We start from the raw sequence: 22,745 nt of genomic DNA, 5'->3' as shown, positions 1-22,745 counted from the left end.
AAAGCAACGCCCCAGGAGGACCAGGTGCGCTCGAGCAGCAACCCGGCTTTTCGTAACCTGCCGACAGGCGGCGGGTACGGAGGCTACGCAGGCTTCGGCCAGCCAGAGGCTGGCTACCAGCAGGCTCCGCCGCCGCTGACCAGCGAGCGGCCGATGACGATCGACGACGTCGTCACCAAGACCGCCATCACCCTCGGTGTGGTGGCCGCAGGCGCTGTCACCACGTTCGTGACGGGGCTGTACTTCCTCGCGTTCCCCGCGGCGATCATCGGCCTCGTGCTCGCGCTGATCATCATGTTCAAGCGCAACCCGAGCCCGCCGCTCGTGATCGCGTACGCCGTCGCAGAGGGCATCTTCCTCGGCGGCATCAGCTACATCATCGGTCGTGCGCTCGACAACGTGGTGCCGGGCAACGGCATCGCGGTGATCGGCCAGGCCGTGATCGGCACGCTCGGCGTGTTCCTCGGCATGCTCGTGGTCTACAAGACCGGCGCGATCCGGGTGACGCCGAAGTTCACCAAGTGGATCACCGGCGCCATCATCGGCGTCGGCGTGCTGATGCTGTTCAACTTCGTGCTGAGCTTCTTCAACGGTGGCGGCGGCATCGGCATCCGCTCCGGCGGCACGATCGCCATCATCTTCAGCCTCGTCTGCATCGGCCTCGCGGCGTTCAGCTTCCTGATCGACTTCGACGCCGCCGACCAGGCGATCCGCGCCGGCGTGCCGGCCAAGTTCGCGTGGCAGATCGCGTTCGGTCTCACCGTCACCCTCGTGTGGCTCTACACCGAGATCCTGCGCCTGCTGTCGTACTTCAACTCGGACTGACGTCCGGGCAAGTGCTGTGAAGGGGCGTTCCGCTGCGGCGGGGCGCCCCTTCGGCGTTGTGGGGGAGCGGGATGACGAAGAGGTTCGCCGAGGCCATGCGGCTCATGCGCCAACGGCCAAGGCCGTCACCGGCTCCGAAAGCTCGGCATCGGAGGAGCCCGGACGGCCCTTTGCCGTCATCGGGCGAACAACGCGCACAAATGAGGGGGAATGTGTGGACTCCGCATATCAGCTTGTCGTGGCACCACCGAATGTCGACGACTACCTGCGCCTGCGCAAGGAATCGGGACTGAGCGAACGCACTCGGGCGCAAGCCGAGATCGGTGTCGAAGGCGCGTGGGTGAGCGCGCACGTCGTCCACGTGGAATCGGGCGAAACCGTCGGCATGGGCCGGGTGATCGGTGACGGCGGCACGTACTTCGTCGTCATCGACATGGCGGTGTTGCCGGACCACCAGCGCAAGGGAATCGGTGACGCGATCATGACCGCGTTGCTGGAGAAGATCCGCGAGGCCGCGCCCGCGGCTCAGGTGAGCCTGCTCGCCGATCCGCCGGGCCGTCGTCTCTACGCCCGTCACGGGTTCGTGGAGAGCGCACCGGACTCGGTGGGGATGTGGCGCCGCTAGGCCCGCCAGCGGACGTCGGGCAGTTCGGTGCCGACCTTGACCAGGCAGGTGGTGCAGAGCGCGCCGGCCTGGGCGCGCGAGACCCGTTCGCCGGGGACCGAGTGCTCGCAGACGGCCTCGTAGAAGGTGCGCGGTCCGTTGGCCTGGTCGAGGGAGAACGCGTGGCACCGCAGGTCGTATTCGCTTTGCCACCACACGTAGGGCATGTCCGGCCCTCCTGGTTCATCGGCAGGGACCGACTCCCCTCACCTGATGACGTCAACGAGCGACGATTCATCTCATCGGCAGGAAGGGTGCCTGCGAGTAGCTCCGTTCGAGTGATGCGGAGCTACTTGCAGGCGTCAATTTGCAGATTTTGGAGGGAGCTCAGCTCAGGCGCTCGATCACCATCGCCATGCCCTGGCCGCCGCCGACGCACATGGTCTCGAGTCCGAACTGCTTGTCGTGGAACTGCAGCGAGTTGATCAGCGTCGTGGTGATGCGCGCGCCGGTCATGCCGAACGGGTGGCCGACGGCGATGGCGCCACCGTTGACGTTCAGGCGGTCCAGGTCGATGCCGAGGTCCCGGTAGGACGGGATCACCTGGGCGGCGAACGCCTCGTTGATCTCCACGAGGTCGATGTCGGAGATCGACAGGCCCGCGAGCGCCAGTGCGCGCTTCGAGGCCTCGACCGGGCCGAGGCCCATGATCTCCGGCGACAGCCCGGAGACGCCGGTCGACACGATGCGGGCGAGCGGGGTGATGCCGAGCTCGCGGGCCTTGGTGTCGGACATGACCACGAGGGCCGCGGCGCCGTCGTTGAGCGGGCAGCAGTTGCCCGCGTTGATCCGGCCGTTGGGGCGGAAGACCGGCTTGAGCTGCGACACGGCCTCGTAGGTGACGCCGGCGCGCGGGCCGTCGTCGGTGGAGACCACGGTGCCGTCCGGCAGCGTCACGGGCGTGATCTCGCGGGCCCAGAAGCCGTCGGCGATGGCCTTCTCGGCGAGGTTCTGCGAGCGGACACCGAACTCGTCCATCTCCTGGCGCGAGACGCCCTTGAGCAGAGCCAGGTTCTCGGCGGTCTCGCCCATGGGGATGTAGACGTCCGGCACGACGTCGAGCGTGCGCGGGTCGACCCACTCCTGCGCGCCGGCGGCCTTGGTGGCGGCGGTGCGGGCCTCGGCGTCGGCGAAGAGCGGGTTGTGCGTGTCGGGCCACGAGTCGGAGCTGCCCTTGGCGAACCGCGACACCGTCTCGACGCCGGCGCTGATGAACACGTCGCCCTCGCCCGCCTTGATGGCGTGCAGGGCCATGCGGGTCGTCTGCAGCGACGAGGCGCAGTACCGCGTGACGGTCGTGCCGGGCAGGTTGTCGTAGCCGAGCAGCACGGAGACGACGCGCGCCATGTTGAAGCCCTGCTCGCCGCCGGGGAGGCCGCAGCCGAGCATCAGGTCGTCGATCTGCGCGGGGTCGAGCTGCGGCACCTTGTCGAGCGCCGCGCGGATCATCCGAGCCACCAGGTCGTCGGGCCGAACGTCCTTCAGCGAACCCTTGCCCGCGCGGCCGATGGGGGAGCGGGCGGCGGAGACGATCACGGCCTCAGGCATCACGGAACTCCTCGTTGAGAGTCAAGGTTGCCGTCGAGCCTAGTTAACGCCCGCTCACCTCGGCCAGCGCGAGTGACGAGGATTTCCGAAACTCACGCGTGCCGCTTCTGCAGCCACGCAGGCCACCGCGACGGCCCCACCGCGAGGGCCGCCGCCGACCGCAGCGGCACCACCGGTGCGACCCAGCCCGCCCACAGCCCCGCCACCTGGCACAACGGCGCCAGCAGCACGCCCGCGGCCGCCTCGTAGCCGACGGCGCTGGGGTGGAAGCGGTCCGAGCTGAACATGTCGGCGTGCCGCGCCATGAACTCCGGTGCCAACAGGTTCGCGAGGGGCACCGGGACACCGCCCGCTGTCCGCACCGCGGCGGTCTGGGCGGCCGCGAGACGCAGGCTGTACCGGTGCCCGACCATCCGCAACGGCTGCGGGATCGGCCGCACGATGCCCAGGTCGGGGCAGGTGCCGACGACCACGCCGCACCCGGTGGCGCGCAGCCTGCGGACCTGCTCGGCCAGCAGCCGGGCCGACTCGCCGGTGCCCATCCGCGACGTCACGTCGTTCGCGCCGATGATGATCAGCGCGACCCGGGGCTCGTCCCGCACGGCCGCGTCGACCTGCGGGACCAGGTCGCGCGTGGTGGAACCGCTGATGGCGTAGGTGGACAGCCGCACCGGCCGTCCCGCCTCCTCCGCCAGCGCCTGGGCCAGCAGCACGCCCGGCATCTGCGAGGGATGCGTCACACCGACACCCACGGCCATCGAGTCGCCGAGCACCGCCAGCCGCAGCGGGTCGCCGCCGTCGTCGGCGTACACGCCGTCCGGTGCGGGCCAGAGGTGCTCCAGCACGCCGATGGCCGCGCGGGCACGTCTGCCCTGCTCGGTGAGCAGGCCGGCCAGCGCGCCGGAGAGGCCGCCGAGCGTCGCCGCCGTCATGGCCGCCGCCCGCAGCGCCCGCAGTCCGATCATCCGCGCCACCCCTTTCCCCCCGAATCGTCGGCGCCGCCGTTCGAGTCAGGATCCGCAGCCACTAGAGCTACGCTTCGTCCCGCTATCTCGGAGAGTGGGAGCAGGGGAGTGGATACCGGTGGAGTACGTCGAGCACGTCGTCGATCTGGTCGGCAACACGCCGCTGGTGAAGCTGAACTCGCTGACCTCGGGCATCAAGGCCACGGTGCTGGCCAAGGTCGAGTACCTGAACCCCGGCGGCAGCGTGAAGGACCGCATCGCGCTGCGCATGGTGGAGGCCGCCGAGCGCTCCGGTGAGCTGCGGCCCGGCGGCACGATCGTCGAGCCCACGTCCGGCAACACCGGCGTCGGCCTCGCCCTGGTCGCCCAGCGCAAGGGCTACAAGTGCGTCTTCGTGTGCCCGGACAAGGTCAGCGAGGACAAGCGCAACGTCCTCAAGGCATACGGCGCCGAGGTCGTGGTGTGCCCGACGGCCGTCGCGCCCGAGCACCCGGACTCCTACTACAACGTCTCCGACCGCCTGGTCCGCGAGATCCCCGGCGCCTGGAAGCCGAACCAGTACGCCAACCCGGAGAACCCGGCGAGCCACTACCACCAGACCGGCCCCGAGATCTGGCGCCAGACCGAGGGCAGGATCACGCACTTCGTCGCGGGTGTCGGCACCGGCGGCACGATCTCCGGCACCGGCCGCTACCTCAAGGAGGCCTCGAACGGGGCCGTGCAGGTCATCGGCGCGGACCCGGAGGGCTCGGTCTACTCCGGCGGCACCGGCCGCCCGTACCTCGTCGAGGGCGTCGGCGAGGACTTCTGGCCCGAGGCCTACGACAAGACCATCGCCGACCGGATCGTCGAGGTCTCCGACGCCGACTCGTTCGACGTCACCCGCCGCCTCGCCCGCGAGGAGGGCCTGCTCGTCGGCGGTTCCTGCGGCATGGCGGCCGCCGCCGCGCTGCGCGTCGCGAAGGACCTGCCCGAGGACGCCGTCGTCGTCGTGCTGCTCCCGGACGGCGGCCGCGGCTACCTGTCCAAGGTCTTCAACGACCGCTGGATGGCGTCCTACGGCTTCCTCCCGCCGGACTCGACCGGCGCGACCGTCGGCGACGTGCTGCGCCGCAAGGGCGGCATGCTCCCGGACCTGGTGCACGCTCACCCGAACGAGACCGTGGGTGACGCCGTCGCGATCCTGCGCGAGTTCGGCGTCTCGCAGATGCCCGTCGTCAACGCCGAGCCGCCGGTCATGGCCGCCGAGGTCGCGGGCGCGGTGAACGAGCGCGACCTGCTCGACGCGTTGTTCACCGGCAAGGCGCAGCTCTCCGACCGCCTGGACAAGCACATGTCGCCGCCGCTGCCCACGCTCGGCGCGGGTGAGCCGGTCGGCATCGCGATGAACGCCCTCTCGAACGCCGACGCCGCCCTCGTCCTGGAGGACGGCAAGCCCGCCGGTGTCGTCACCCGACAGGACATTCTGGGGTTCTTGGCTGGTCGCTGAGCGTGGAGCAACGTGCGTCCGATAGCGTGACGCCCCAGATCATCAGTCTTACTCGCACGGCCCAGCCAAGGGGGTTGGAAACCGGATGAACGCTCCGCAGCCGCCACACCAGTTCGGCGGTCAGCCGCAGGAGCCCAACGCGGACGCGACGCAGGTCGTCCCGGGGGGTGGGCAGCCGGCAGCGGCGAACCCGAACCCGGACGCGACGCAGGTCGTCTCGCCTGGTCAGGCTCCTGCCGCACCGCAGCAGAACGCGGACGCCACCCAGGTCGTCAGCCCCGGCCAGGTGCCGTCGGCCCCCGGTTCGGGCGGCTTCCCGGCGCAGGGCCCCGGCTCGGGCGGGTTCCCCGCCCAGCAGCCGCCCGCGTACGGTGCCCCGCCGCAGCAGCAGCCCTACGGTGCTCCGCAGCAGCACCAGCAGGCCTACGGTGCCCCGCAGTCCAACCCGTACGGCCAGCCGGCCGCGGGTGCCTACGGTCAGCCGCAGCAGCCCTACGGCGCTCCGCAGTCGAACCCGTACGGCCAGCCCGCCGCGGGTGCCTACGGGCAGCCGGCCTACGGCGCGCCCGGCTACGGCGCTCCCGGCATGGCCCCGCCGCCTCCCACCGGCTACGCCGAGTGGGGTTCGCGCGCGGTCGCCGGTCTGATCGACTACGCCGCCCCCGGCGTCGTGGCCGGCATCATCGTCGGCGTGCTCGGCGGGATCGGCGCGACCACCGCCGACCCGTCCTCCGCGGGGATCCTGGTGCTGGTCGCCTACCTCGTCGGCTACGGCGGTCTGCTCGGCTTCTTCATCTGGAACACGGTCCTCAAGGGCGGTTCCACGGGGCAGTCGATCGGCAAGAAGGTCGCGAAGATCAAGGTCGTCAAGGAGGACACGCAGCAGCCGCCCGGCGGTGGCGTGGCCTTCCTGCGCCTGCTGCTGAACTACGCGTTCGGTCTGCTCTGCGGCATCGGCTCGCTGATCAACTACCTGTCGCCGCTGTGGAACAAGCCGAAGAACGAGACCTACTCCGACAAGATCTGCGGCACCGTCGTGATCAACTGGCCGGAGACGGGTGGCTACCCCGGCACGGGCGGCTACGCCCAGCCGCAGTCCGGCGGCTTCCCGCAGCCGGGCACCGGCGGGTACCCGCAGCAGCAGCCCGGTGGCTACGGCCAGCCGCCCCAGCAGGGTTACGGCGGCCAGCAGCAGCAGGGCTGGTAAAGCCCTCCAGCAGGTTCTCCAGCCCCCGGTCACCTCACGTGACCGGGGGCTGTTGCCGTTCGCGCCCACTGCCTGGACCATCACGTCGCACGGCCGTACGGGTGAGTACCCTTCGGACATGAGCACCCCATACGGCTTCGCCACCAGGGCGATCCACGCCGGTCAGGACCCGGACCCGACCACGGGTGCGGTGAACGTGCCCATCTACGCAACCTCCACCTACGCCCAGGACGGCGTCGGCGGCCTGCGTGAGGGCTTCGAGTACTCCCGCACCGGCAACCCGACCCGCCGCGCGCTGGAGACCTGCCTCGCGTCCCTCGAACGCGGCCGCTACGGCCGCGCGTTCTCCTCCGGCATGGGTGCGACCGACGCGGCGCTGCGCACGTTCCTCAAGCCCGGCGACCACGTCGTCATCCCGAACGACGCCTACGGCGGCACGTTCCGGCTCATCGACAAGGTCTTCTCGAAGTGGGGCGTCACCCACTCCCCGGCGCCGGTGTCGGACGTCGACGCGATCCGCGCGGCCGTCCGCCCCGAGACCAAGCTGATCTGGATCGAGACGCCCACCAACCCGCTGCTGAACATCGGCGACATCGCCGCGATCGCCTCGGTCGCCCACGACGCCGGCGCGAAGCTGGTCGTCGACAACACCTTCGCCTCACCCGCCCTGCAGACGCCGCTGGAGCTGGGTGCGGACGTGGTGCTGCACTCGACCACCAAGTACATCGGCGGTCACTCCGACGTCGTGGGTGGCGCGCTGATCACCTCGGACGAGGAGGTCGACGCCGCTTTCGGCTTCCTGCAGAACGGCGCCGGAGCTGTTCCGGGGCCGTTCGACGCCTACCTGACGCTGCGCGGGCTCAAGACGCTCGAGCTGCGGATGGAGAAGCACTCCGACAACGCGGAGCTCGTGGCCGAGGCGCTGGTCCGGCACCCGCGGGTCCGGAAGGTCATCTACCCCGGTCTGGAGTCGCACCCCGGGCACGTCGTCGCCGCCAAGCAGATGCGGCGGTTCGGCGGGATGGTGTCGTTCCTCGTCGAGGGCGGGGAAGCGGCCGCCCTCGAGGTGTGCGCCCGGACGAAGCTGTTCACGCTGGCCGAGTCGTTGGGCGGCGTGGAGTCGTTGATCGAGCACCCCGGGAAGATGACCCACGCCTCCACGGCCGGGTCGATGCTGGAGGTTCCGGCCGATCTGGTGCGGGTCTCCGTGGGGATCGAGTCCGGGGACGACCTGGTGGCCGACCTGCTGGCCGCGCTGGGCTGATCCACGCATGCGAAAGGCCCTCCCGATCCGGGAGGGCCTTTCTGCGTCTCAGCGCCCTAGGGCTTCTTCGAGCCGCCGAACCGGTCGACGTTCTCGACCTCGGCCGTGGGCGCCGCCGGAAGGTCGGCGCCGTTCACACAGCCTCCGACGAACTGGATCGACTCGCCCGTGCGGACGAAGCGGCCGGCCTCGTCGCAGCCGGCGTGGGCCACGGTCAAGAACGCCGCGCCGGTCAGTGCCACAGCCGTGGTCACGGCTCCGATCAGCGGGATGACCGCGGCCACGCGTCGTACGAGTGCCATGCCACCTCCCCACGATGTGTTGCCCCCGTGAAGCCACCTTACCGGGGGAACGCCATCAGAGGTTGCCGCGTCGCTCCTGCTCGCGCTCGATCGCCTCGAAGAGTGCCTTGAAGTTGCCCTTGCCGAAGCCGAGGGAGCCGTGGCGTTCGATCAGCTCGTAGAAGACGGTCGGGCGGTCGCCGATCGGCTTCGTGAAGATCTGCAGCAGGTAGCCGTCCTCGTCGCGGTCGACGAGGATGCGGTGCTCCTTGAGGACCTCGATCGGGACGCGGACCTCGCCGATGCGGGCGCGCAGCTCCGGGTCGTCGTAGTAGGAGTCCGGGGTCTCGAGGAACTCGACGCCCGCGTCGCGCATGGCGGTGACGGTCTTGATGATGTCGTTGGTGGCCAGTGCGATGTGCTGGACGCCGGCGCCCTCGTAGAACTCGAGGTACTCGTCGATCTGCGACTTCTTCTTCGCGATCGCCGGCTCGTTCAGCGGGAACTTGACGCGGTGGTTGCCGTTCGAGACGACCTTCGACATCAGCGCCGAGTAGTCCGTGGCGATGTCGTCGCCGATGAACTCCGCCATGTTCACGAAGCCCATGACGCGGTTGTACCAGTCGACCCAGTAGTCCATCTTGCCGAGCTCGACGTTGCCGACGCAGTGGTCGACGGCCTGGAACAGGCGCTTCGGGGCGCCTTCCGGGCGCTTGACCGTCGACGACCGGGCGACGTAGCCGGGCAGGTAGACGCCGTTGTACTTCGAGCGGTCGACGAGCGTGTGGCGGGTTTCGCCGTAGGTCGCGATCGCCGCGAGGCGCACGGTGCCGTGCTCGTCGGAGACGTCGTGCGGCTCCTCGAGGACGGTCGCGCCCTGCTTGCGGGCGTGCTCGATGCACCGGTCGACGTCGCCGACCTCCAGCGCGAGGTCCACGACGCCGTCGCCGTGGCGGCGGTGGTGGTCGAGGAGTGCGGAGCCGGGCGTGACGCCGCCGTTGATCACGAAGCGGGCCGAGCCCGACTTCAGCACGAACGACTTGTGGGTGCGCTGGCCGGTCTCGGGACCCGCGTAGGCCACGAGCTCCATGCCGAACGCCACCTGGTAGAGCCACGCGGTCTGCGTGGCGTTGCCCGCGACGAACACCACGGCGTCCATGGCGCGCACGGGGAAGGGGTCCTTGGTCGCGTCGTAGTCGACCAACCCCACGAGCTGCCGGAGCTGGTCGTAGCTCACGTCGTCAAGCTGCTGAGTCATGTCGAACAGCATGAGTCGACCTAACAGGGTGAGCAATAGTCAGCGATTTAGCTGTGCAATTTGTATAGTGATCTATGCCTTCAGATCAACAGGGTGAGCACTCTGACCAGCTCGTGGACGAACTGGACGCCAAGCTGCTCCTGCTCTTGACGGACGAGCCGCGCCTGGGCGTCCTCGAATGCTCCCGCCGACTCGGCGTCGCCCGCGGAACCGTGCAGGCCAGGCTGGACCGGCTGACCGACCGGGGCGTGCTCGGGGGGTTCCCGCCGGCGCTCGACCTCGGCGCGATGGGGTACGGGCTGACGGCGTTCGCGGTCGTCGAGATCGCGCAGGGACGCCGGGCCGAGGTGTGCGAGGGACTGGCCGCCATCCCCGAGGTCTGCGAGGTGCACGCGACGACTGGCCAGGGGGACCTCTTCGTGAGAATGGTCGCTCGGTCGAACGCGGACCTGCAGCGCGTCGTCGACCACGTCGTGGACGTGCCCCACGTGAGGCGGCTCTCGACGTCGATCGCGCTGTCGACGCCGGTGCCCCCGCGCGTGCGACCGCTCCTGGAACGCGTGAAGGGCCGGCCACCGAGGTGACCGGCCCTTCGCACGTCGTGTGGCGTGACTACGCCTGGTAAGGAACCGCGGAGATCAGCGTGACCTTCTGGAGCTTGCCGTTGGGCAGCTCGTACTCGACGGTCTCGCCGTCCTTCGCGCCGTTCAGAGCCTTGCCGAGCGGCGAAACCGGGGAGTAGACCTCCATCTCGCCGTGCGCGCCCTCTTCGCGCGTGGCGAGCAGGAAGGTCTCGGTCTCGTCGTCACCCTCGTAGCGGATCGTGAGCACCGTGCCCGGTGCCGCGACACCCTTGGTGGTGGGAGCCTCGCCGACCTTCGCGGCCTGGAGCAGCTCGTGCAGCTGGCGGATGCGCGCCTCCTGCTTGCCCTGCTCCTCGCGAGCCGCGTGGTAGCCGCCGTTCTCGCGGAGGTCGCCCTCTTCGCGACGGGCGTTGATCTCGGCAGCCATGACCGGGCGGTACGCGATCAGTTCGTCCAGCTCAGCCTTGAGCCGGTCGTAGGCCTCCTGGGTCAACCAGGTCACCTGGGTGTCGCTCACGGTCACCAACTCCTCGTCTTGCTCTGACGCACGCGTGTACACCAGAAGTTCCCGGGCCGTTGGCCCGGAACGGAAAAACACGGCCCGCGCCGGGGCCGTGCTTGAGCTGCAATAGTAACACGAAGACAACGTTCAGCGACGGCGATTTGTTCCCCGTCTCGCCGTTTAAACCGCAGATCACCCGCTTGGCCGCTAGATCGTGGACAAGTAGGCGGGAACCTGGTAGGAGCACCCGAAGACCTCACCGGTGACCGGCGGTTTGGAGGTGCGGAGAACAGTTGTCTCGACGACGAGCGCATTTCCCGGCGGCACCAGAACTTCGCGCCGGCCTGCTTCGTCCCCGTCCTTGGACCGGGCCCGGATGATGCAGACGGCGGCACGCTCCGGCTGATCGCGGGAAACCTCGAAACTGACCTGCACGCGGTCGTCGCCGAGGATGGTGAACGCGGTCTGCTTCGCCTCGATCGGTTTTGTGCCGAGATTCCGGTAACCGACGAAGGCGACCAGGGCACCGGCCGCGACAGCTACGGCGAGTAATGCCCAGCGGACCCACTTGGACCCCGGCTTGCGGCTCTGCCTGCTGTAGCGCCCCTCGGGGAGCACGCGTTGTGCCACTTGTCCGCGCCCTCCTCGCCTCTGGGGAACAATGGTGCCCGGCATTCGGTTGTTGAGTGTCGCAGGACCGTTCACACAGGAGGACCACGGGGGTCATGGCCGACAAGCTGCGCCTTATGGCAGTGCACGCACATCCCGACGACGAGTCGAGCAAGGGCGCGGCCACGATGGCCCGCTACGTCGCGGAAGGGCACGACGTGATGGTCGTGACCTGTACGGACGGTGGCGCGGGCAGCATTCTGAACCCGGCGATGGACAAGCCGGACGTGCTCGAGAACATCATCGAGGTCCGCCGCGAGGAGATGGCCCGCGCAGCCAAGATCCTCGGCATCCAGCACCGCTGGCTGGGCTTCAAGGACTCCGGCCTGCCCGAGGGCGATCCGCTCCCGCCGCTGCCCGAGGGCTGCTTCGCCCTGGTGCCGCTGGAGGAGTCGGTGCCGTCGCTGGTCGAGGCCATCAGGGACTTCCGCCCGCACGTCGTCGTGACCTACGACGAGAACGGCGGCTACCCGCACCCGGACCACATCCGCACGCACGAGATCTCGATGGCCGCCCTGGACGCCGCCGCCGACCCGGCCTTCGAGCCGGACCTGGGCGACGCCTGGGAGGTGCCGAAGGTCTACTACGGCCACGGCTTCTCGCGCGCCAAGATCCTGGCGTTCCACGAGGCGATGGAAGCCCGCGGCATGGAGTCGCCGTACGCCGAGTGGCTCGCGAACTGGAGCACCGACCGCCCCGACGTCATGGAGCGCGTTACGACGCGGGTCGAGTGCGCGGACTACTTCGACGTCCGCGACGAGGCGCTGAAGGCCCACGCCACCCAGATCGACCCGACCAGCCGCTGGTTCGCGATCCCGATGGACCTGCAGCGCGAGATCTGGCCGACCGAGGAGTACGAGCTCGTGCGCTCGCAGGTCGACTCGACGCTGCCGGAGAACGACCTGTTCGCCGGAGTTAAGGTCTAGGGGTGCTCTCCCCAGACTTCTCCCTCGGCAGCACGGTGGCGCTGGTCGCCGTGCAGCCGTCGACCCCGAACGAGAACGACAAGGGCGGCCAGGGCGAGGACTTCGGCAAGTCCTCCCCGGTCGGCCTCGTCCTGCTCATCGTCTTCTTCATCGCGGTCTTCTTCCTCGTCAAGTCCATGAACAAGCACATCAAGGGCTTGCCGGCGTCGTTCGACGAGCCGGCCGGGGGCTCGAAGGAGACCCCGGCCGAGCAGACCGCCCCGAAGAAGGACTAGCCGAGCACCGCCGGGTGACGTGGCCGGTGCGCATCGACCTCAGCGGTGCGCACCGCTCGCCGGCGCGCGGAGAGACAGCTCACAACGTCCTCCTGCGCACCGACACCAGCCAGTCCTCCACCCGCTCCCGGTCCGGCTCCTCCGGCAACGGCCCCCGAGCCGCGGCGATCTCGTCGCCGAGCCGGTGCGCCCAGGCCAACGCCTCGTCCCACGCCATCTCCCCGGAGCGGATCGCCAGCAGCGACCGGTCCGCCGCGATGTCGTACCGCCCGGTGCGCAGCAGGTTCAGCCCCACCAGCCGCAGCCGCACCACGTGCATGAGCTGCTTGGGCTTGAGGTTGCGGCCCGAGCGCGTCAGCTGCGTCTCCGTCGCTCGCGTGAACGACCGCACCGCGTGCCGGGAGAGGAACGCGGGCAGCAGCTCCCGCAGCTCCTCCCCGATCGGCGTGCTGATCTCGACCAGCGGGCTCACCAGCGTCTCGAGCACCGTCGGGTTCGACCTGAGGCCGAGCCGGCAGAAGTGCTCGACCTCCCAGCTGAGCTGCTCCGGGTCCGGGCCCTCGACCGACGTCGGAGGCTTGTCCAGGCGCCAGAACGCCTCCGCGGGCGCGGCGAACACCCCGCGTCTGTCCACATCGGAGTCAGGCCCCGCCAGCCCGTAGGCGTGCGAGCCGACCACCACCTCGAGGATCGCGGTCCCGAGGATCACAGCCTCGGGTCCACGGGTTCCGACTCGAGCGCGAGCACGCCGAAGACGCACTCGTGCACCCGCCACAGCGGTTCGCCGCGTGCGACGCGTTCCAGCGCCTCGATGCCGAGGGCGTACTCGCGCAGTGCGAGTCCGCGTTTGCGCCCGAGGGAACGCTTGCGCAGCCGCTGGAGGTTCTCCGGCGACGTGTAGTCCGGGCCGTAGATGATCCGCAGGTACTCGCGCCCACGCACCTTCACGCCCGGCTGGACGCGTCCGCCGGGGCTCGCCAGCGGCTTCACGACCATGCCCTCACCGCCGTCCGCGGTCAGCTCCTCCCACCACTTCACGCCGGCGGCGACCTGCTCGGGGTCCTCGACGTCGACCACGAGGTGCCGCGTCCGCTGGAACAACGGCCCCTCCAGCCCGCCCAGCGTCTCCAGGTGCCACAGGTGCGAGCGGTCGTGGAAGGCCCGTCCCTCGGAGGCGAGCAGCTGGAACGGCGCGATCCGCACGCCCTCCAAGCCGTCCACCGGCCAGCAGTACCGCTCGTACGCCGCGCTGTAGGCCGCGGCGTTCGCGGCACGCCTCGACGTGCGCTCCAGCAGACCCGCGACGTCGACACCGCGGGCCGCGGCCGCCTCCAGGGCGTCGACCGCCACCGGCAGCACGCCGTTCGCCGCCGCGCCGACCGCCGCGTACTGCTCGCGGATCAGCCCGGACGCCTTGGCGTTCCACGGCATCAGCTCGGCGTCGATGAGCAGCCAGTCCGTGGCGAACTCGTCGAACAGCCCGGAACAGGCCGACCGCACGCGGTCGAGCAGCTCGTCGCCCGCCGCACCGTCGAAGAACGCACGTCCGGTGCGCGTGTGGATCGCGCCGCCTTCCTTGCGCACCAGCAGGACCGCGCGCGATCCCATGTGCTTCTCCTCGCAGATCACCTGCTTCACGCGGGCCGCGCGGTACTCCGCGAACGCGTCCTCCGGGTGCTCCAGCACGTCGTCGCGCTGCGAGGTCGCCGTCGGCGCCATCGTCGGCGGCAGGTACAGCAGGTCGTGCGGGGCGATCGCGAACCTGCTCATGACCTCGAGAGCCGAGGCGGACTGCTCCGCGCGGATCGTCACGGCGCCCATCACCGACGTGTCGACGCGGCGCAGACCCGTGACGTCCTTGAGCGCCAGCACGTCCGGCGCGCGTTCGACGGCCTTCACCGGGAACGGGGCGTCGTGCTCGTACCAGACCTGGTGCGCCTTGACGGAGACGAGCTCCTTCTCCGGGTAGCGCAGCGCGGTGAGCTTCCCGCCGAACACCACGCCCGTCTCCAGGCACATGGTGTTGTTGACCCACTCGGCCTCAGCCGTCAGGACGTGCCCGTACAGCACCATCGCCGAGCCGCGGTAGTCGTTCGCCCACGGCAGGCGCACCGGCATCCCGTACGCGTCGGTCCCCCCGGTCGTGTCGCCGTACAGGGCGAAGCTGCGCACCTTCGCGGACGCGCGGCCGTGGTAGCGCTCGGGCAGGCCGGCGTGCGCGACGACGAGGTTGCCGCCGTCCAGGACGTAGTGCGCGACGAGGCCGTCGCAGAACTTCGTGGCGGCGAGGCGGAACTCCTCCGGCTCGTGCGCGAGCTGCTCCAGCGACTTCTCCAGCCCGTGCCGGACCGTCACCTTGTGGCCGCGCAGGGCGCGGACGAGCTTCTCCTCGTGGTTCCCGCGCACGCTGAAGGCGTGGCCGTTGCCGACCATGCCCATGACGAGGCGCAGCACGCCGGGGGTGTCCGGCCCGCGGTCCACCAGGTCGCCGACGAACACCGCCTTGCGGTCGCCGGGAGGGACCGCGTCGACCGCGCGGCCCTCGTCGTCGCGCTGGATCTCGTAACCCAGCTCGGTGAGCAGCTCCTCCAGCTCCGCGCGGCAGCCGTGCACGTCGCCGAAGACGTCGAACGGCCCGGTCTCGTGCCTCAGGTCGTTGAGGAGTCGTTCGTACACGATCGTCACGCTGTCCACATCGGACTCGGAGCGCAGCACGTGGACGCGCTTGAAGCCCTCCTTGCCGAGGTGCTTCAGCGAGCGCCGCAGCGCGGCCCGGTGCCGCTTGACGACGTGCGCGCCGAAGTCGCGGTCGGGGCGTTCCGCGTTGCGCTTCAGGCACACGTCGGTCGGGGTGTCGAGCACGATCGCGACGGGCAGGACGTTCGCCCTGCGCGCGACCTCGACCAGCTTCGCGCGGTCCTGGGGCTGGACGTTCGTCGCGTCGACCACGGTGACGCGCCCCGCCTCCAGCCGCTTCGACGCCACGAAGTGCAGCACGTCGAACGCCGCCGCGGACGCCGACTGGTCGTTCTCGTCGTCGGCCACGAGCCCGCGGAAGTAGTCGCTCGACAGCACCTGCGTGGGCAGGAAGTGCCTGCGCGCGAACGTCGACTTGCCCGAACCCGAGGCGCCGACCAGCACCACCAGGCACAGGTCGGGGATCTTCAGCTCCATCAGTTCCCGTCCCCCAGCGTGAACACGGCCATCTGCGTCGGTGCGCCGCGCTCGGCGTCCTCCGGCCCGATCGGCACGTACGTGACGGTGTAGCCGCGGCGTTCCGCGACACCGCCGGCCCAGTGCGCGAACTCCGCGCGAGTCCATTCGAAACGGTGGTCGGAGTGGCGCATCTGCCCTTCCGGCAACGTCTCGAACAGCGCGTTGTACTCGACGTTCGGCGTGGTCACCAGCACGGTCGCGGGGCGTGCCACGGTGAACACCGAGTGCTCCAGCGCGGGCAGGCGCGACGGGTCGATGTGCTCGACGACCTCCATCAGCACCGCCGCGTCGTACCCCGCCAGCTCGGCGTCGGCGTAGGTCAAAGCCGACTGCCGCAGCGTGATCCGCTCGCGCTGCCGCTCGCCCATGCGGTCGAGGTGCAGCTTGCGCGCGGCCTCCTGCAACGCCTTCAGGGACACGTCCACACCGTGGACCTCGGTGAACCCGGGCTCGTCGACGAGAGCGCGCAGCAGAGCGCCACCACCGCAACCGAGGTCCAGCACGCGCTGGGCCCGCGCGGCCTTCAACGCCTTGATCACGGCTTCCTCGCGCTGTGCGGCAAGGGAGATCTTCGGCTCGGCCAGGGCGTTGTCGAGCTCCTCCGGCTCGACCTCGTCGACGTCGGCGAGGCGCTCCAGGGCGGAGGTGATCAACGGGCGCCTGCGGGCCAGGTAGCGGGTGGTGATGAGCTCCTTGTCCGGGTGCGCGGACAGCCAGCCGTCCCCGGCCTTGAGCAGCTTGTCCACCTCGTCGGCCGCGACCCAGTAGTGCTTGCCGCCGTCGAGGACGGGAAGCAGCACGTAGAGGTGCTTCAACGCGTCGCTGAGCTTCACGGTGCCGGTCAGCGTCACGTCGCCGTAGCGCGAGTCGCCGTGCCCGGTGACCTCGACGGTCCAGCCGAGCGGCGTGAACAGCCGTTCCGCGAGGCGGTGCGGCAGCGCGGGGATGCGGACGACCAGCGGGATCGGCGTCCTCGCGAGCTCCGGGTAGCTCTCGCTGCGGCCGTTCATGGCGGTGCGGAACACGCTGCCGAGCGCGACCGTGAGCAACGACCCGGCCGCGTACGGCCTGTCGTTGACGTACTGCGTGAGCGTGCTGCCGGGACCTCGGACCAGCGCGACGGGGTCGACCTCCAGCAGGAGGGCGACCGTGCACTCCTCGTTCGTCGCCTTCGGGTAGAAGACGTGCGCGACGCCCGAGCTCGTCGTGAAGGACTGAGCACGGTCGGGGTGTTTGTGCAGCAGGTGGCCGAGGCCGGTCGCCGGCTGGTGCGTCGTGGTCAGGGTGAGCAACACGGGCCCGAGTCTGATCGAGATTCGGTCTCCGCGCTGCTCATTTACCGTGATTGCATGGCGAACCGACTCGCGGACGCGACCAGCCCCTACCTGCGGCAGCACGCGGACAACCCGGTGGACTGGTGGCCGTGGTGCGGGGAGGCGTTCGAGGAGGCCCGGCGGCGCGACGTGCCGGTGCTGCTGTCGGTCGGGTACTCGGCCTGCCACTGGTGCCACGTGATGGCGCACGAGTCCTTCGAGGACGCCGGCGTCGCGGCGTTCCTGAACGAGCACTTCGTGCCGGTGAAGGTCGATCGCGAGGAACGTCCGGACGTCGACGCCGTGTACATGGAGGTCACGCAGGCCATGACCGGCCACGGCGGGTGGCCGATGACGGTGTTCCTGACGCCGGACGCGCGACCGTTCCACGCCGGCACCTACTACCCGCCGTCGCCGCGGCCGGGCATGCCGTCGTTCCCGCAGCTCGTGCAGGCCGTGGCGGCCACGTGGAGCTCGCAACGCGACGAGGTCCTGCGGTCGGCCTCCGCCGTCGTGCGGGAGATCGCCCGGCAGGCCGTGCCGCTGCCGCCGTCCACTGTGGACGCCGACGCGCTGGCCGGTGCGGTGGTGTCGTTGCTGGGGGAGTTCGACCGGCGCAACGGCGGGTTCGGCGGGGCGCCGAAGTTCCCGCCGTCGATGGTGGTGGAGTTCCTGCTGCGCCACCACGAGCGCACCGGCTCGGTCGAGGCGATCTCCATGGCGACCTCGACGGCCGACGCGATGGCCAACGGCGGCATGTACGACCAGCTGGGCGGCGGGTTCGCGCGCTACAGCGTCGACGCCGCGTGGGTCGTGCCGCACTTCGAGAAGATGCTGTACGACAACGCTTTGCTGCTCCGCTTCTACACGCACCTCGCGCGCGTGACCGCCTCGGAGCGTTACGAGCAGGTCGCGCGGGACACGGCCGCGTTCCTGGTGCGGGACCTGCGGACGGCTTCCGGTGGGTTCGCGGCGTCGTTGGACGCGGACACCGATGGCGTCGAAGGCCTGACCTACGTGTGGTCGTTCGAGGAGCTGGGTGCCGCGGCGGCTGCGTTCGGCGTGACGCCCGAGCCGAACTTCGAGGACGGCAAGTCCACCCTGGGGTTCGTGTCGGAGCCGGGGGAAGAGGTGCGGGCCTCGCTGCTGGCGGTGCGTGCCGCGCGGCCGCAGCCCGGACGGGACGACAAGGTGGTGGCGGCCTGGAACGGCTTGGCGATCGCCGCGCTGGCCGAGGCGGGCGCCTTCTTCGGTGAGCCGACGTGGATCTCGGCCGCTTCCGACGCGGCGTCGCTGCTGGCGTCCGCGCACCTCGTCGAGGGCAGGCTGCTGCGCACCTCGCGCGACGGCGTCGCCGGTCCGTCGTTCGGCGTGCTGGAGGACTACGGCTGCGTCGCGGACGGGCTGCTGGCGTTGCACCAGGTGACGGGCTCGATCCGGTGGCTCGACCTGGCGTGCGGCCTGCTGGACACCGCACTCTCCCGTTTCGCCGTGCCGGACTCCCCGGGCGCTTACCACGACACGGCCGATGACGCCGAGACTCTCGTTCGCCGCCCGGCCGACTCGACCGACAACGCGTCTCCGAGCGGTGCGTCTTCGCTGGCCTCGGCCCTGCTGACCGCGTCGCTGCTGTCCGGCGCCGATCGTGGGGCACGGTACTTCGACGCCGCGTCCGCCGCCGTGACGCGCGCCGGCCTGCTCGCCGCCCGCGCGCCCCGGTTCGCCGGCCACTGGCTGACCGTCGCCGAAGCTCTGGTGTCCGGTCCGTTGCAGGTCGCAGTAGTAGGTGCCGACGACTCACGCCGTGCGTCGCTGTGGGCGGCCGCGGTCGCTCATGTGCCCGGAGGCGGCGTCGTCGTGGCCGGTGAGCCCTCGTCCGTGCCGTTGCTGGAAGACCGTCCGTTGGTCGACGAAGGACCGGCGGCCTATGTGTGCCGCGGCTACGTGTGCGACCGGCCCGTCGTCACGGCGGATGCCCTGGTCGCTTCGCTGACGGCGAACGCCACTTCCTGATTGCAGGCGTAACGTCAGTAATGACGTAATCATGTAATCAGAGGTGGTTGAAATGGGACGTGGATGGAGAGGACGAGGCGGCTGGCAGCAGGCTGACCTGCCCTCGGCCGACGACGCGGCGGCGTGGTTCGCGGGCAGGCTCCCCGACGCGTGGTTCACCGGCGCGCCCGAGGTCGTCGTGGACCGAGAGGAGATCACCGTCGTCGGCACGCTCGCGGCGCTGGAGGGCGAGTTCGACGACGCCTCGCGCGCCGCCGCCGAATCGGGCCGCATCGCCCGCTGGCGTGAGGAGACCCGCGACGAACGCATCGAGATCGCGCGGCAAGCCGAGCACCGCTACGGCCGCAAGGTGGCGTGGGGAGCCGTGCAGGGCGGCACCCGCGAGCTGTTCACGCACCTCGCCGTGCCGGTGATGACGCGCCTGCGCCAGCCGGAACGCCAGGTGCTCGACACCCTCGTGGCTGCCGGCGTGGCTCGCTCACGAGCTGATGCCCTCGCATGGGCCGTGCGCCTCGTTGGAGAGCACGCCGACGCGTGGCTGGGCGAGCTGCGTGACGCCATGTCGCGAGTGGACGACCTCCGGTCGCAGGGACCGGACCTGACCTGAGCCGCGGGCCTGCGAAGATCCGGCCGTGAGCTTCGCAGGCCAGGCCAGGAGATCCGGGCGGCACATGCGAGTCGTGCTCGGCATTTGAGGCTGCTTGGATGTGGCGGTGACCGCGTACGACGTCGCCCGTCTGCTGCCCGCCATCCCGGAGTTGCGCGCGCTGTGCCGTGCGCTGGCCGTGCTGGACGTCGTCCTGGATCCCGGCAGCGACGACCGGCACCACCTCTTCGACACCGAGTGGGCGCCCGGCGAGGAGATGGCGTCCATGTACGACGGTTCGGGCAACGAGTACTCCATCGTGTTCAAGGCCGCGGGTGCGTATGTGCGCGGCTTCGACCACGAGTCGCTGATGAGCCCTTATGCCACCGACGACGGGCAGCCGTGGCCCGGCGTCGTCGACTCCGTACCCGAGGTGTTCCGCGAGTGTGTGGAGGAGCCCGCGTTCTCCGATGAGGGCACGCCGTCCGTCACCGTCTGCCTGTGGCGTGAGAACGGGGACGATGCCTGGCGGCACGGGGACATCGCCTTCTCCGAAGGGGAGGACGGGGCGGACTGGATGTTCGCGCTGCTGACCGAGGGCACCCCGGAGGCGTACCAGGACTGGGCGCAGGACTACTACGAGACTCCGGTGGACCTCGACGCGGTGCGGCACGTGTACGCGGGCAAGCCGTTGACGGCGGCGGTCGTGACGGCGCTCAACCCCGCCACGTCGCTGGCTGACGTCGCCGACGACGTGGCCTCGATCGGGTATCCGGTCCACTAGCCCGCTGGGCTGACCTCGCCACGTCCGGCTCAGCGGCCTCAGGCCAGGCCGCTGAGCCGGTTTCGTTATGGCACAACAACTTGCGCCGGACTGTCAGACCCGGCCGCTAGTGTTGATTTTGGGGGAACCCGGCCCGAGTCGTGTGTGTGGTGCGTTGCTCTCCGGAGCCCGATGACGCACCCGAGTGCGACCGTGGTGACCCCGATGACGGACACGAGAGTGAGTTCCTGCACGCCCAGAAGCACCGAAGTCGCGAGACCGGCCACCGGCATCAGGCCGATCAGCACGCCGGCGCGGTCCGAGCCCAGCCGGTTCACGGCGAAGTACCACAGCCCGAAGGCCACCGCGGTCACCACCACGGCCAGCAGCACGAGCGCGGAGGCCTGCCGGGTGTCCGGCACCTGCCAGCCGCCGACGAACGTCCCCAGCACCGCGCCGATCACCGTCGCGATGATGCAGGTCCACGTCGCCACCCCCAGCACGCCGAGCCGCCGCACCACCCCGACCGCGAAGAGCGTGAAGCACACCTCGCCGACCATCGTGAGCAGCGCGAGAACGAGCCCGGGACCGTGCCACGAGCCGCCGCCGGACAACAGCACGATGCCCGCCGCCACCACCGCGGCACCCACAAGAGCCGATGCGGTGCGTTGGCGCGAGAGCAGCGCCAGCACGACGGGGGAGCCGCCCATGACAGCGGCGACGAAGCCCGGCTCCGCGTACTGCTGGGCGGCGATGAGCAGGGCGTTGAAGCCGAGCATGCCCGAGACGACGACGCCCAGCAGCGGCGGCACGTCGCGCCACGACGGCATCGGCAGACGGCGTGCCACCAGCAACAACACTGCCGCGGCCAGTGCGTAGCGCATGGCCTGGCCGGTCAGGACCGGGTAACCCTCCAGCATTCCCGTGACCGGCACCGACGCGCCGACGATCGATGCCGCTGCCGCTCCCGCGGCCACCCCGAGTTTCATGTCCGTCACCCTTGCGCGGAACTGGTCCAGCTTTAAGCTCCACTTCGATGACTGCGAACTGGACCACTTTGCGCGAGCTCCTACTGCCGGGGCACCAGAGGCGTCGCGGGGTCGAGGTCGAGCTGCGCCGGGCGATCAGGGACGGGCGGCTCGCACCGGGCACGCGGCTGCCGTCGAGCCGGGACCTGGCGGCGCAGCTCGAGGTGGCGCGTGGAACCGTCACCTCGGCCTACACGCAGCTCGTCGCGGAGGGCTACCTGACCACCAGGCGCGGCTCGGGGACGACGGTCGCGAGCCTCGGACCGGCCGGCGCGTGCGGGGTGCCGGAACCGCCGAAGCGGTGGCGCTACAACCTGCGGCCCGGCCTGCCCGCGCTGGGCGCGTTCCCCCGCGCCGAATGGGTGGCGGCCCACCGGGCGGCGCTCGCCGACCTCCCCGACGACGACCTCGCCTACCCCGACCCCGCCGGTTTCGTGGGGCTGCGCAAGGAGATCGTCGACTACCTGGCGAGGGTGCGGGCGGTGGTCACCAAGGACGCGGTGATCACCAACGGCGCGGCGGACGGGTTGCAGCTCACCGCGCGCATGCTGGACGGCAGCATCGCGATCGAGGAACCGAGCCACATCGGCGGCGAAGACCTGCTGCGCTCCCACAGCGTCAAGACCGTGCCGATTCCGGTGGACGACAAAGGACTCCGCGTCGACCTGCTGTCCAAAACGGACTGCAGGGCGGTGCTGGTCACCGCGGCGCACCAGTTCCCGCTCGGCGTGGTGCTGCACCCGGAGCGGCGGCGCGCGCTCGTCGAGTGGGCGCGCGAGCGCGATGCGTTGATCATCGAGGACGACTACGACGCCGAACACCGCTACGACCGGCCGGCGCTGAGCGCGTTGCAGGCGCTCGCCCCCGAGCACGTCGTGTACCAGGGGACGACGAGCAAGGTGCTGGCGCCCGCGCTGCGCCTCGGATGGCTCGTGGTGCCGGAACGGTTGCGCGAGGACATCGTGAACCGCAAGCGGTACAACGACATGGGCACCGCGACGATCCCGCAGGCCGCGTTCGCGCACCTGTTGCGGACGGGAGGTTATGACAGGCATCTACGCCGTACGCGCGCGCTCTACCGGAAGAGGCGTGATGCGTTGCTGGAGGCCGTTGCCGAGCATCTGCCCGCATGGCAGCCCATCGGTGTCGCGGCGGGTTTGCACGTCGTGCTGCGCATGCCCGACGGCACGGACGACCTCGCGCTGAAGAGCAGGCTGGAGGAGCGAGGCGTGCACGTCTGGGCGTTGGCGCAGTACACGCGCACGCCGATGTGGCCGGGTTTGGTGCTGGGGTACGCGTCGCTCACCCCCGACCGCCTGCGGGAAGCGGTCAGGGAGATCGCGGCGGTCGCCGAGGCCTAGAGCAGGTG

General features: G+C 70.3%; 23 protein-coding genes. 12 read left to right on the top strand and 11 right to left on the bottom strand.

The features are described 5' to 3' along the window. Positions 1-24 precede the first annotated feature (24 nt). Positions 25-825, top strand: coding sequence for a Bax inhibitor-1/YccA family protein (locus tag BLQ91_RS23695; RefSeq protein ID WP_090099892.1), 801 nt, complete (start codon positions 25-27; stop codon positions 823-825). Positions 826-1,063: 238 nt separating this feature from the next. Next, on the top strand, positions 1,064-1,450 hold the full coding sequence (locus tag BLQ91_RS23690; protein WP_245733770.1) for a GNAT family N-acetyltransferase: 387 nt from the start codon (positions 1,064-1,066) through the stop codon (positions 1,448-1,450). Here BLQ91_RS23690 and BLQ91_RS23685 read toward each other — a convergent pair. The 3 genes from BLQ91_RS23685 to BLQ91_RS43400 form a co-directional block, all read right to left on the bottom strand. Further along, a complete protein-coding gene (locus BLQ91_RS23685; protein ID WP_090099888.1) occupies positions 1,447-1,656 on the bottom strand; it encodes a hypothetical protein in 210 nt (69 codons plus the stop codon). The genes BLQ91_RS23690 and BLQ91_RS23685 overlap by 4 nt on opposite strands. Before the next feature lie 160 nt (positions 1,657-1,816). Further along, positions 1,817-3,037 (bottom strand): acetyl-CoA C-acetyltransferase, encoded by a 1,221-nt coding sequence (locus BLQ91_RS23680; protein WP_090099886.1) that lies wholly within the window; start codon positions 3,035-3,037, stop codon positions 1,817-1,819. 92 nt (positions 3,038-3,129) lie between these two features. Then, the gene (locus BLQ91_RS43400) at positions 3,130-4,002 is read right to left on the bottom strand and encodes an SGNH/GDSL hydrolase family protein (RefSeq protein ID WP_090100036.1); all 873 of its coding nucleotides are present in this window, start codon (positions 4,000-4,002) and stop codon (positions 3,130-3,132) included. Positions 4,003-4,120: 118 nt separating this feature from the next. On the opposite strand from BLQ91_RS43400, the gene BLQ91_RS23670 reads away from it, so the two are divergent. From BLQ91_RS23670 to BLQ91_RS23660, 3 genes are all read left to right on the top strand, one after another. Next, complete coding sequence (locus BLQ91_RS23670; RefSeq protein WP_090099884.1) at positions 4,121-5,491, top strand: cystathionine beta-synthase; 1,371 nt, start codon at positions 4,121-4,123, stop codon at positions 5,489-5,491. Between the two features lie 85 nt (positions 5,492-5,576). After that, positions 5,577-6,698: an RDD family protein gene (locus tag BLQ91_RS23665; RefSeq protein WP_090099882.1), complete on the top strand. Its 1,122-nt coding sequence runs from the start codon at positions 5,577-5,579 to the stop codon at positions 6,696-6,698. 118 nt (positions 6,699-6,816) lie between these two features. Beyond that, positions 6,817-7,962: a cystathionine gamma-synthase gene (locus BLQ91_RS23660; RefSeq protein WP_090100035.1), complete on the top strand. Its 1,146-nt coding sequence runs from the start codon at positions 6,817-6,819 to the stop codon at positions 7,960-7,962. Positions 7,963-8,018: 56 nt separating this feature from the next. Here BLQ91_RS23660 and BLQ91_RS23655 read toward each other — a convergent pair whose 3' ends face one another. Beyond that, positions 8,019-8,264, bottom strand: a complete 246-nt coding sequence (locus BLQ91_RS23655) for a hypothetical protein (protein WP_090099880.1) — start codon at positions 8,262-8,264, stop codon at positions 8,019-8,021. A gap of 55 nt (positions 8,265-8,319) precedes the next feature. Further along, the gene (gene hppD / locus BLQ91_RS23650; RefSeq protein ID WP_090100034.1) at positions 8,320-9,501 is read right to left on the bottom strand and encodes a 4-hydroxyphenylpyruvate dioxygenase; all 1,182 of its coding nucleotides are present in this window, start codon (positions 9,499-9,501) and stop codon (positions 8,320-8,322) included. A gap of 74 nt (positions 9,502-9,575) precedes the next feature. Here hppD and BLQ91_RS23645 point away from each other — a divergent pair, with 74 nt between their 5' ends. Then, positions 9,576-10,085, top strand: coding sequence for an Lrp/AsnC family transcriptional regulator (locus BLQ91_RS23645; RefSeq protein ID WP_090099878.1), 510 nt, complete (start codon positions 9,576-9,578; stop codon positions 10,083-10,085). Positions 10,086-10,113: 28 nt separating this feature from the next. Here BLQ91_RS23645 and greA read toward each other — a convergent pair whose 3' ends face one another. Further along, complete coding sequence (greA, locus tag BLQ91_RS23640) at positions 10,114-10,608, bottom strand: transcription elongation factor GreA (protein WP_176959919.1); 495 nt, start codon at positions 10,606-10,608, stop codon at positions 10,114-10,116. A gap of 186 nt (positions 10,609-10,794) precedes the next feature. Continuing rightward, complete coding sequence (locus tag BLQ91_RS23635) at positions 10,795-11,217, bottom strand: DUF4307 domain-containing protein (protein WP_245733769.1); 423 nt, start codon at positions 11,215-11,217, stop codon at positions 10,795-10,797. A gap of 95 nt (positions 11,218-11,312) precedes the next feature. On the opposite strand from BLQ91_RS23635, the gene mca reads away from it, so the two are divergent. Together mca and BLQ91_RS23625 are read left to right on the top strand one after the other, a co-directional pair. Continuing rightward, on the top strand, positions 11,313-12,182 hold the full coding sequence (gene mca, locus BLQ91_RS23630; RefSeq protein WP_090099874.1) for a mycothiol conjugate amidase Mca: 870 nt from the start codon (positions 11,313-11,315) through the stop codon (positions 12,180-12,182). 2 nt (positions 12,183-12,184) lie between these two features. Further along, a complete protein-coding gene (locus BLQ91_RS23625) occupies positions 12,185-12,457 on the top strand; it encodes a hypothetical protein (protein ID WP_090099872.1) in 273 nt (90 codons plus the stop codon). A gap of 79 nt (positions 12,458-12,536) precedes the next feature. On the opposite strand, the gene BLQ91_RS23620 is transcribed toward BLQ91_RS23625, so the two are convergent. The 3 genes from BLQ91_RS23620 to BLQ91_RS23610 are packed head-to-tail and all read right to left on the bottom strand — an operon-like array spanning position 12,537 to position 16,968. Further along, positions 12,537-13,166, bottom strand: coding sequence for a nucleotidyltransferase domain-containing protein (locus BLQ91_RS23620; protein WP_090099870.1), 630 nt, complete (start codon positions 13,164-13,166; stop codon positions 12,537-12,539). Then, positions 13,163-15,631, bottom strand: a complete 2,469-nt coding sequence (locus tag BLQ91_RS23615) for a polynucleotide kinase-phosphatase (RefSeq protein WP_090099868.1) — start codon at positions 15,629-15,631, stop codon at positions 13,163-13,165. Before BLQ91_RS23615 ends, BLQ91_RS23620 begins: the two co-directional genes overlap by 4 nt. Beyond that, positions 15,631-16,968 carry a 3' terminal RNA ribose 2'-O-methyltransferase Hen1 gene (locus tag BLQ91_RS23610; protein ID WP_090099866.1) on the bottom strand — a complete coding sequence of 446 codons (1,338 nt, stop codon included), beginning with the start codon at positions 16,966-16,968 and terminating at the stop codon, positions 15,631-15,633. Before BLQ91_RS23610 ends, BLQ91_RS23615 begins: the two co-directional genes overlap by 1 nt. Before the next feature lie 54 nt (positions 16,969-17,022). Here BLQ91_RS23610 and BLQ91_RS23605 point away from each other — a divergent pair, with 54 nt between their 5' ends. The 3 genes from BLQ91_RS23605 (at position 17,023) to BLQ91_RS23595 (ending at position 20,369) form a co-directional block, all read left to right on the top strand. Beyond that, complete coding sequence (locus BLQ91_RS23605; RefSeq protein WP_090099863.1) at positions 17,023-18,999, top strand: thioredoxin domain-containing protein; 1,977 nt, start codon at positions 17,023-17,025, stop codon at positions 18,997-18,999. Positions 19,000-19,051: 52 nt separating this feature from the next. Further along, positions 19,052-19,606, top strand: a complete 555-nt coding sequence (locus BLQ91_RS23600; RefSeq protein WP_090099861.1) for a hypothetical protein — start codon at positions 19,052-19,054, stop codon at positions 19,604-19,606. Positions 19,607-19,712: 106 nt separating this feature from the next. After that, the gene (locus tag BLQ91_RS23595; protein WP_090099859.1) at positions 19,713-20,369 is read left to right on the top strand and encodes a hypothetical protein; all 657 of its coding nucleotides are present in this window, start codon (positions 19,713-19,715) and stop codon (positions 20,367-20,369) included. Between the two features lie 65 nt (positions 20,370-20,434). Here the strand turns inward: BLQ91_RS23595 and BLQ91_RS23590 are convergent, their stop codons facing one another. Beyond that, the gene (locus tag BLQ91_RS23590; RefSeq protein WP_090100033.1) at positions 20,435-21,337 is read right to left on the bottom strand and encodes a DMT family transporter; all 903 of its coding nucleotides are present in this window, start codon (positions 21,335-21,337) and stop codon (positions 20,435-20,437) included. Positions 21,338-21,384: 47 nt separating this feature from the next. Here BLQ91_RS23590 and pdxR point away from each other — a divergent pair, with 47 nt between their 5' ends. Then, positions 21,385-22,737, top strand: coding sequence for a MocR-like pyridoxine biosynthesis transcription factor PdxR (pdxR, locus tag BLQ91_RS23585; RefSeq protein WP_090099857.1), 1,353 nt, complete (start codon positions 21,385-21,387; stop codon positions 22,735-22,737). The last annotated feature ends 8 nt before the right edge of the window (positions 22,738-22,745 follow it).

Origin of the sequence: Lentzea jiangxiensis (assembly GCF_900104175.1) — a bacterium.
In the GTDB taxonomy this organism is placed as follows: Bacteria; Actinomycetota; Actinomycetes; order Mycobacteriales; family Pseudonocardiaceae; genus Lentzea; species Lentzea jiangxiensis.
Note: the sequence above shows the minus strand (reverse complement) of the source record. Positions and strands in the feature narration are given on the sequence as shown.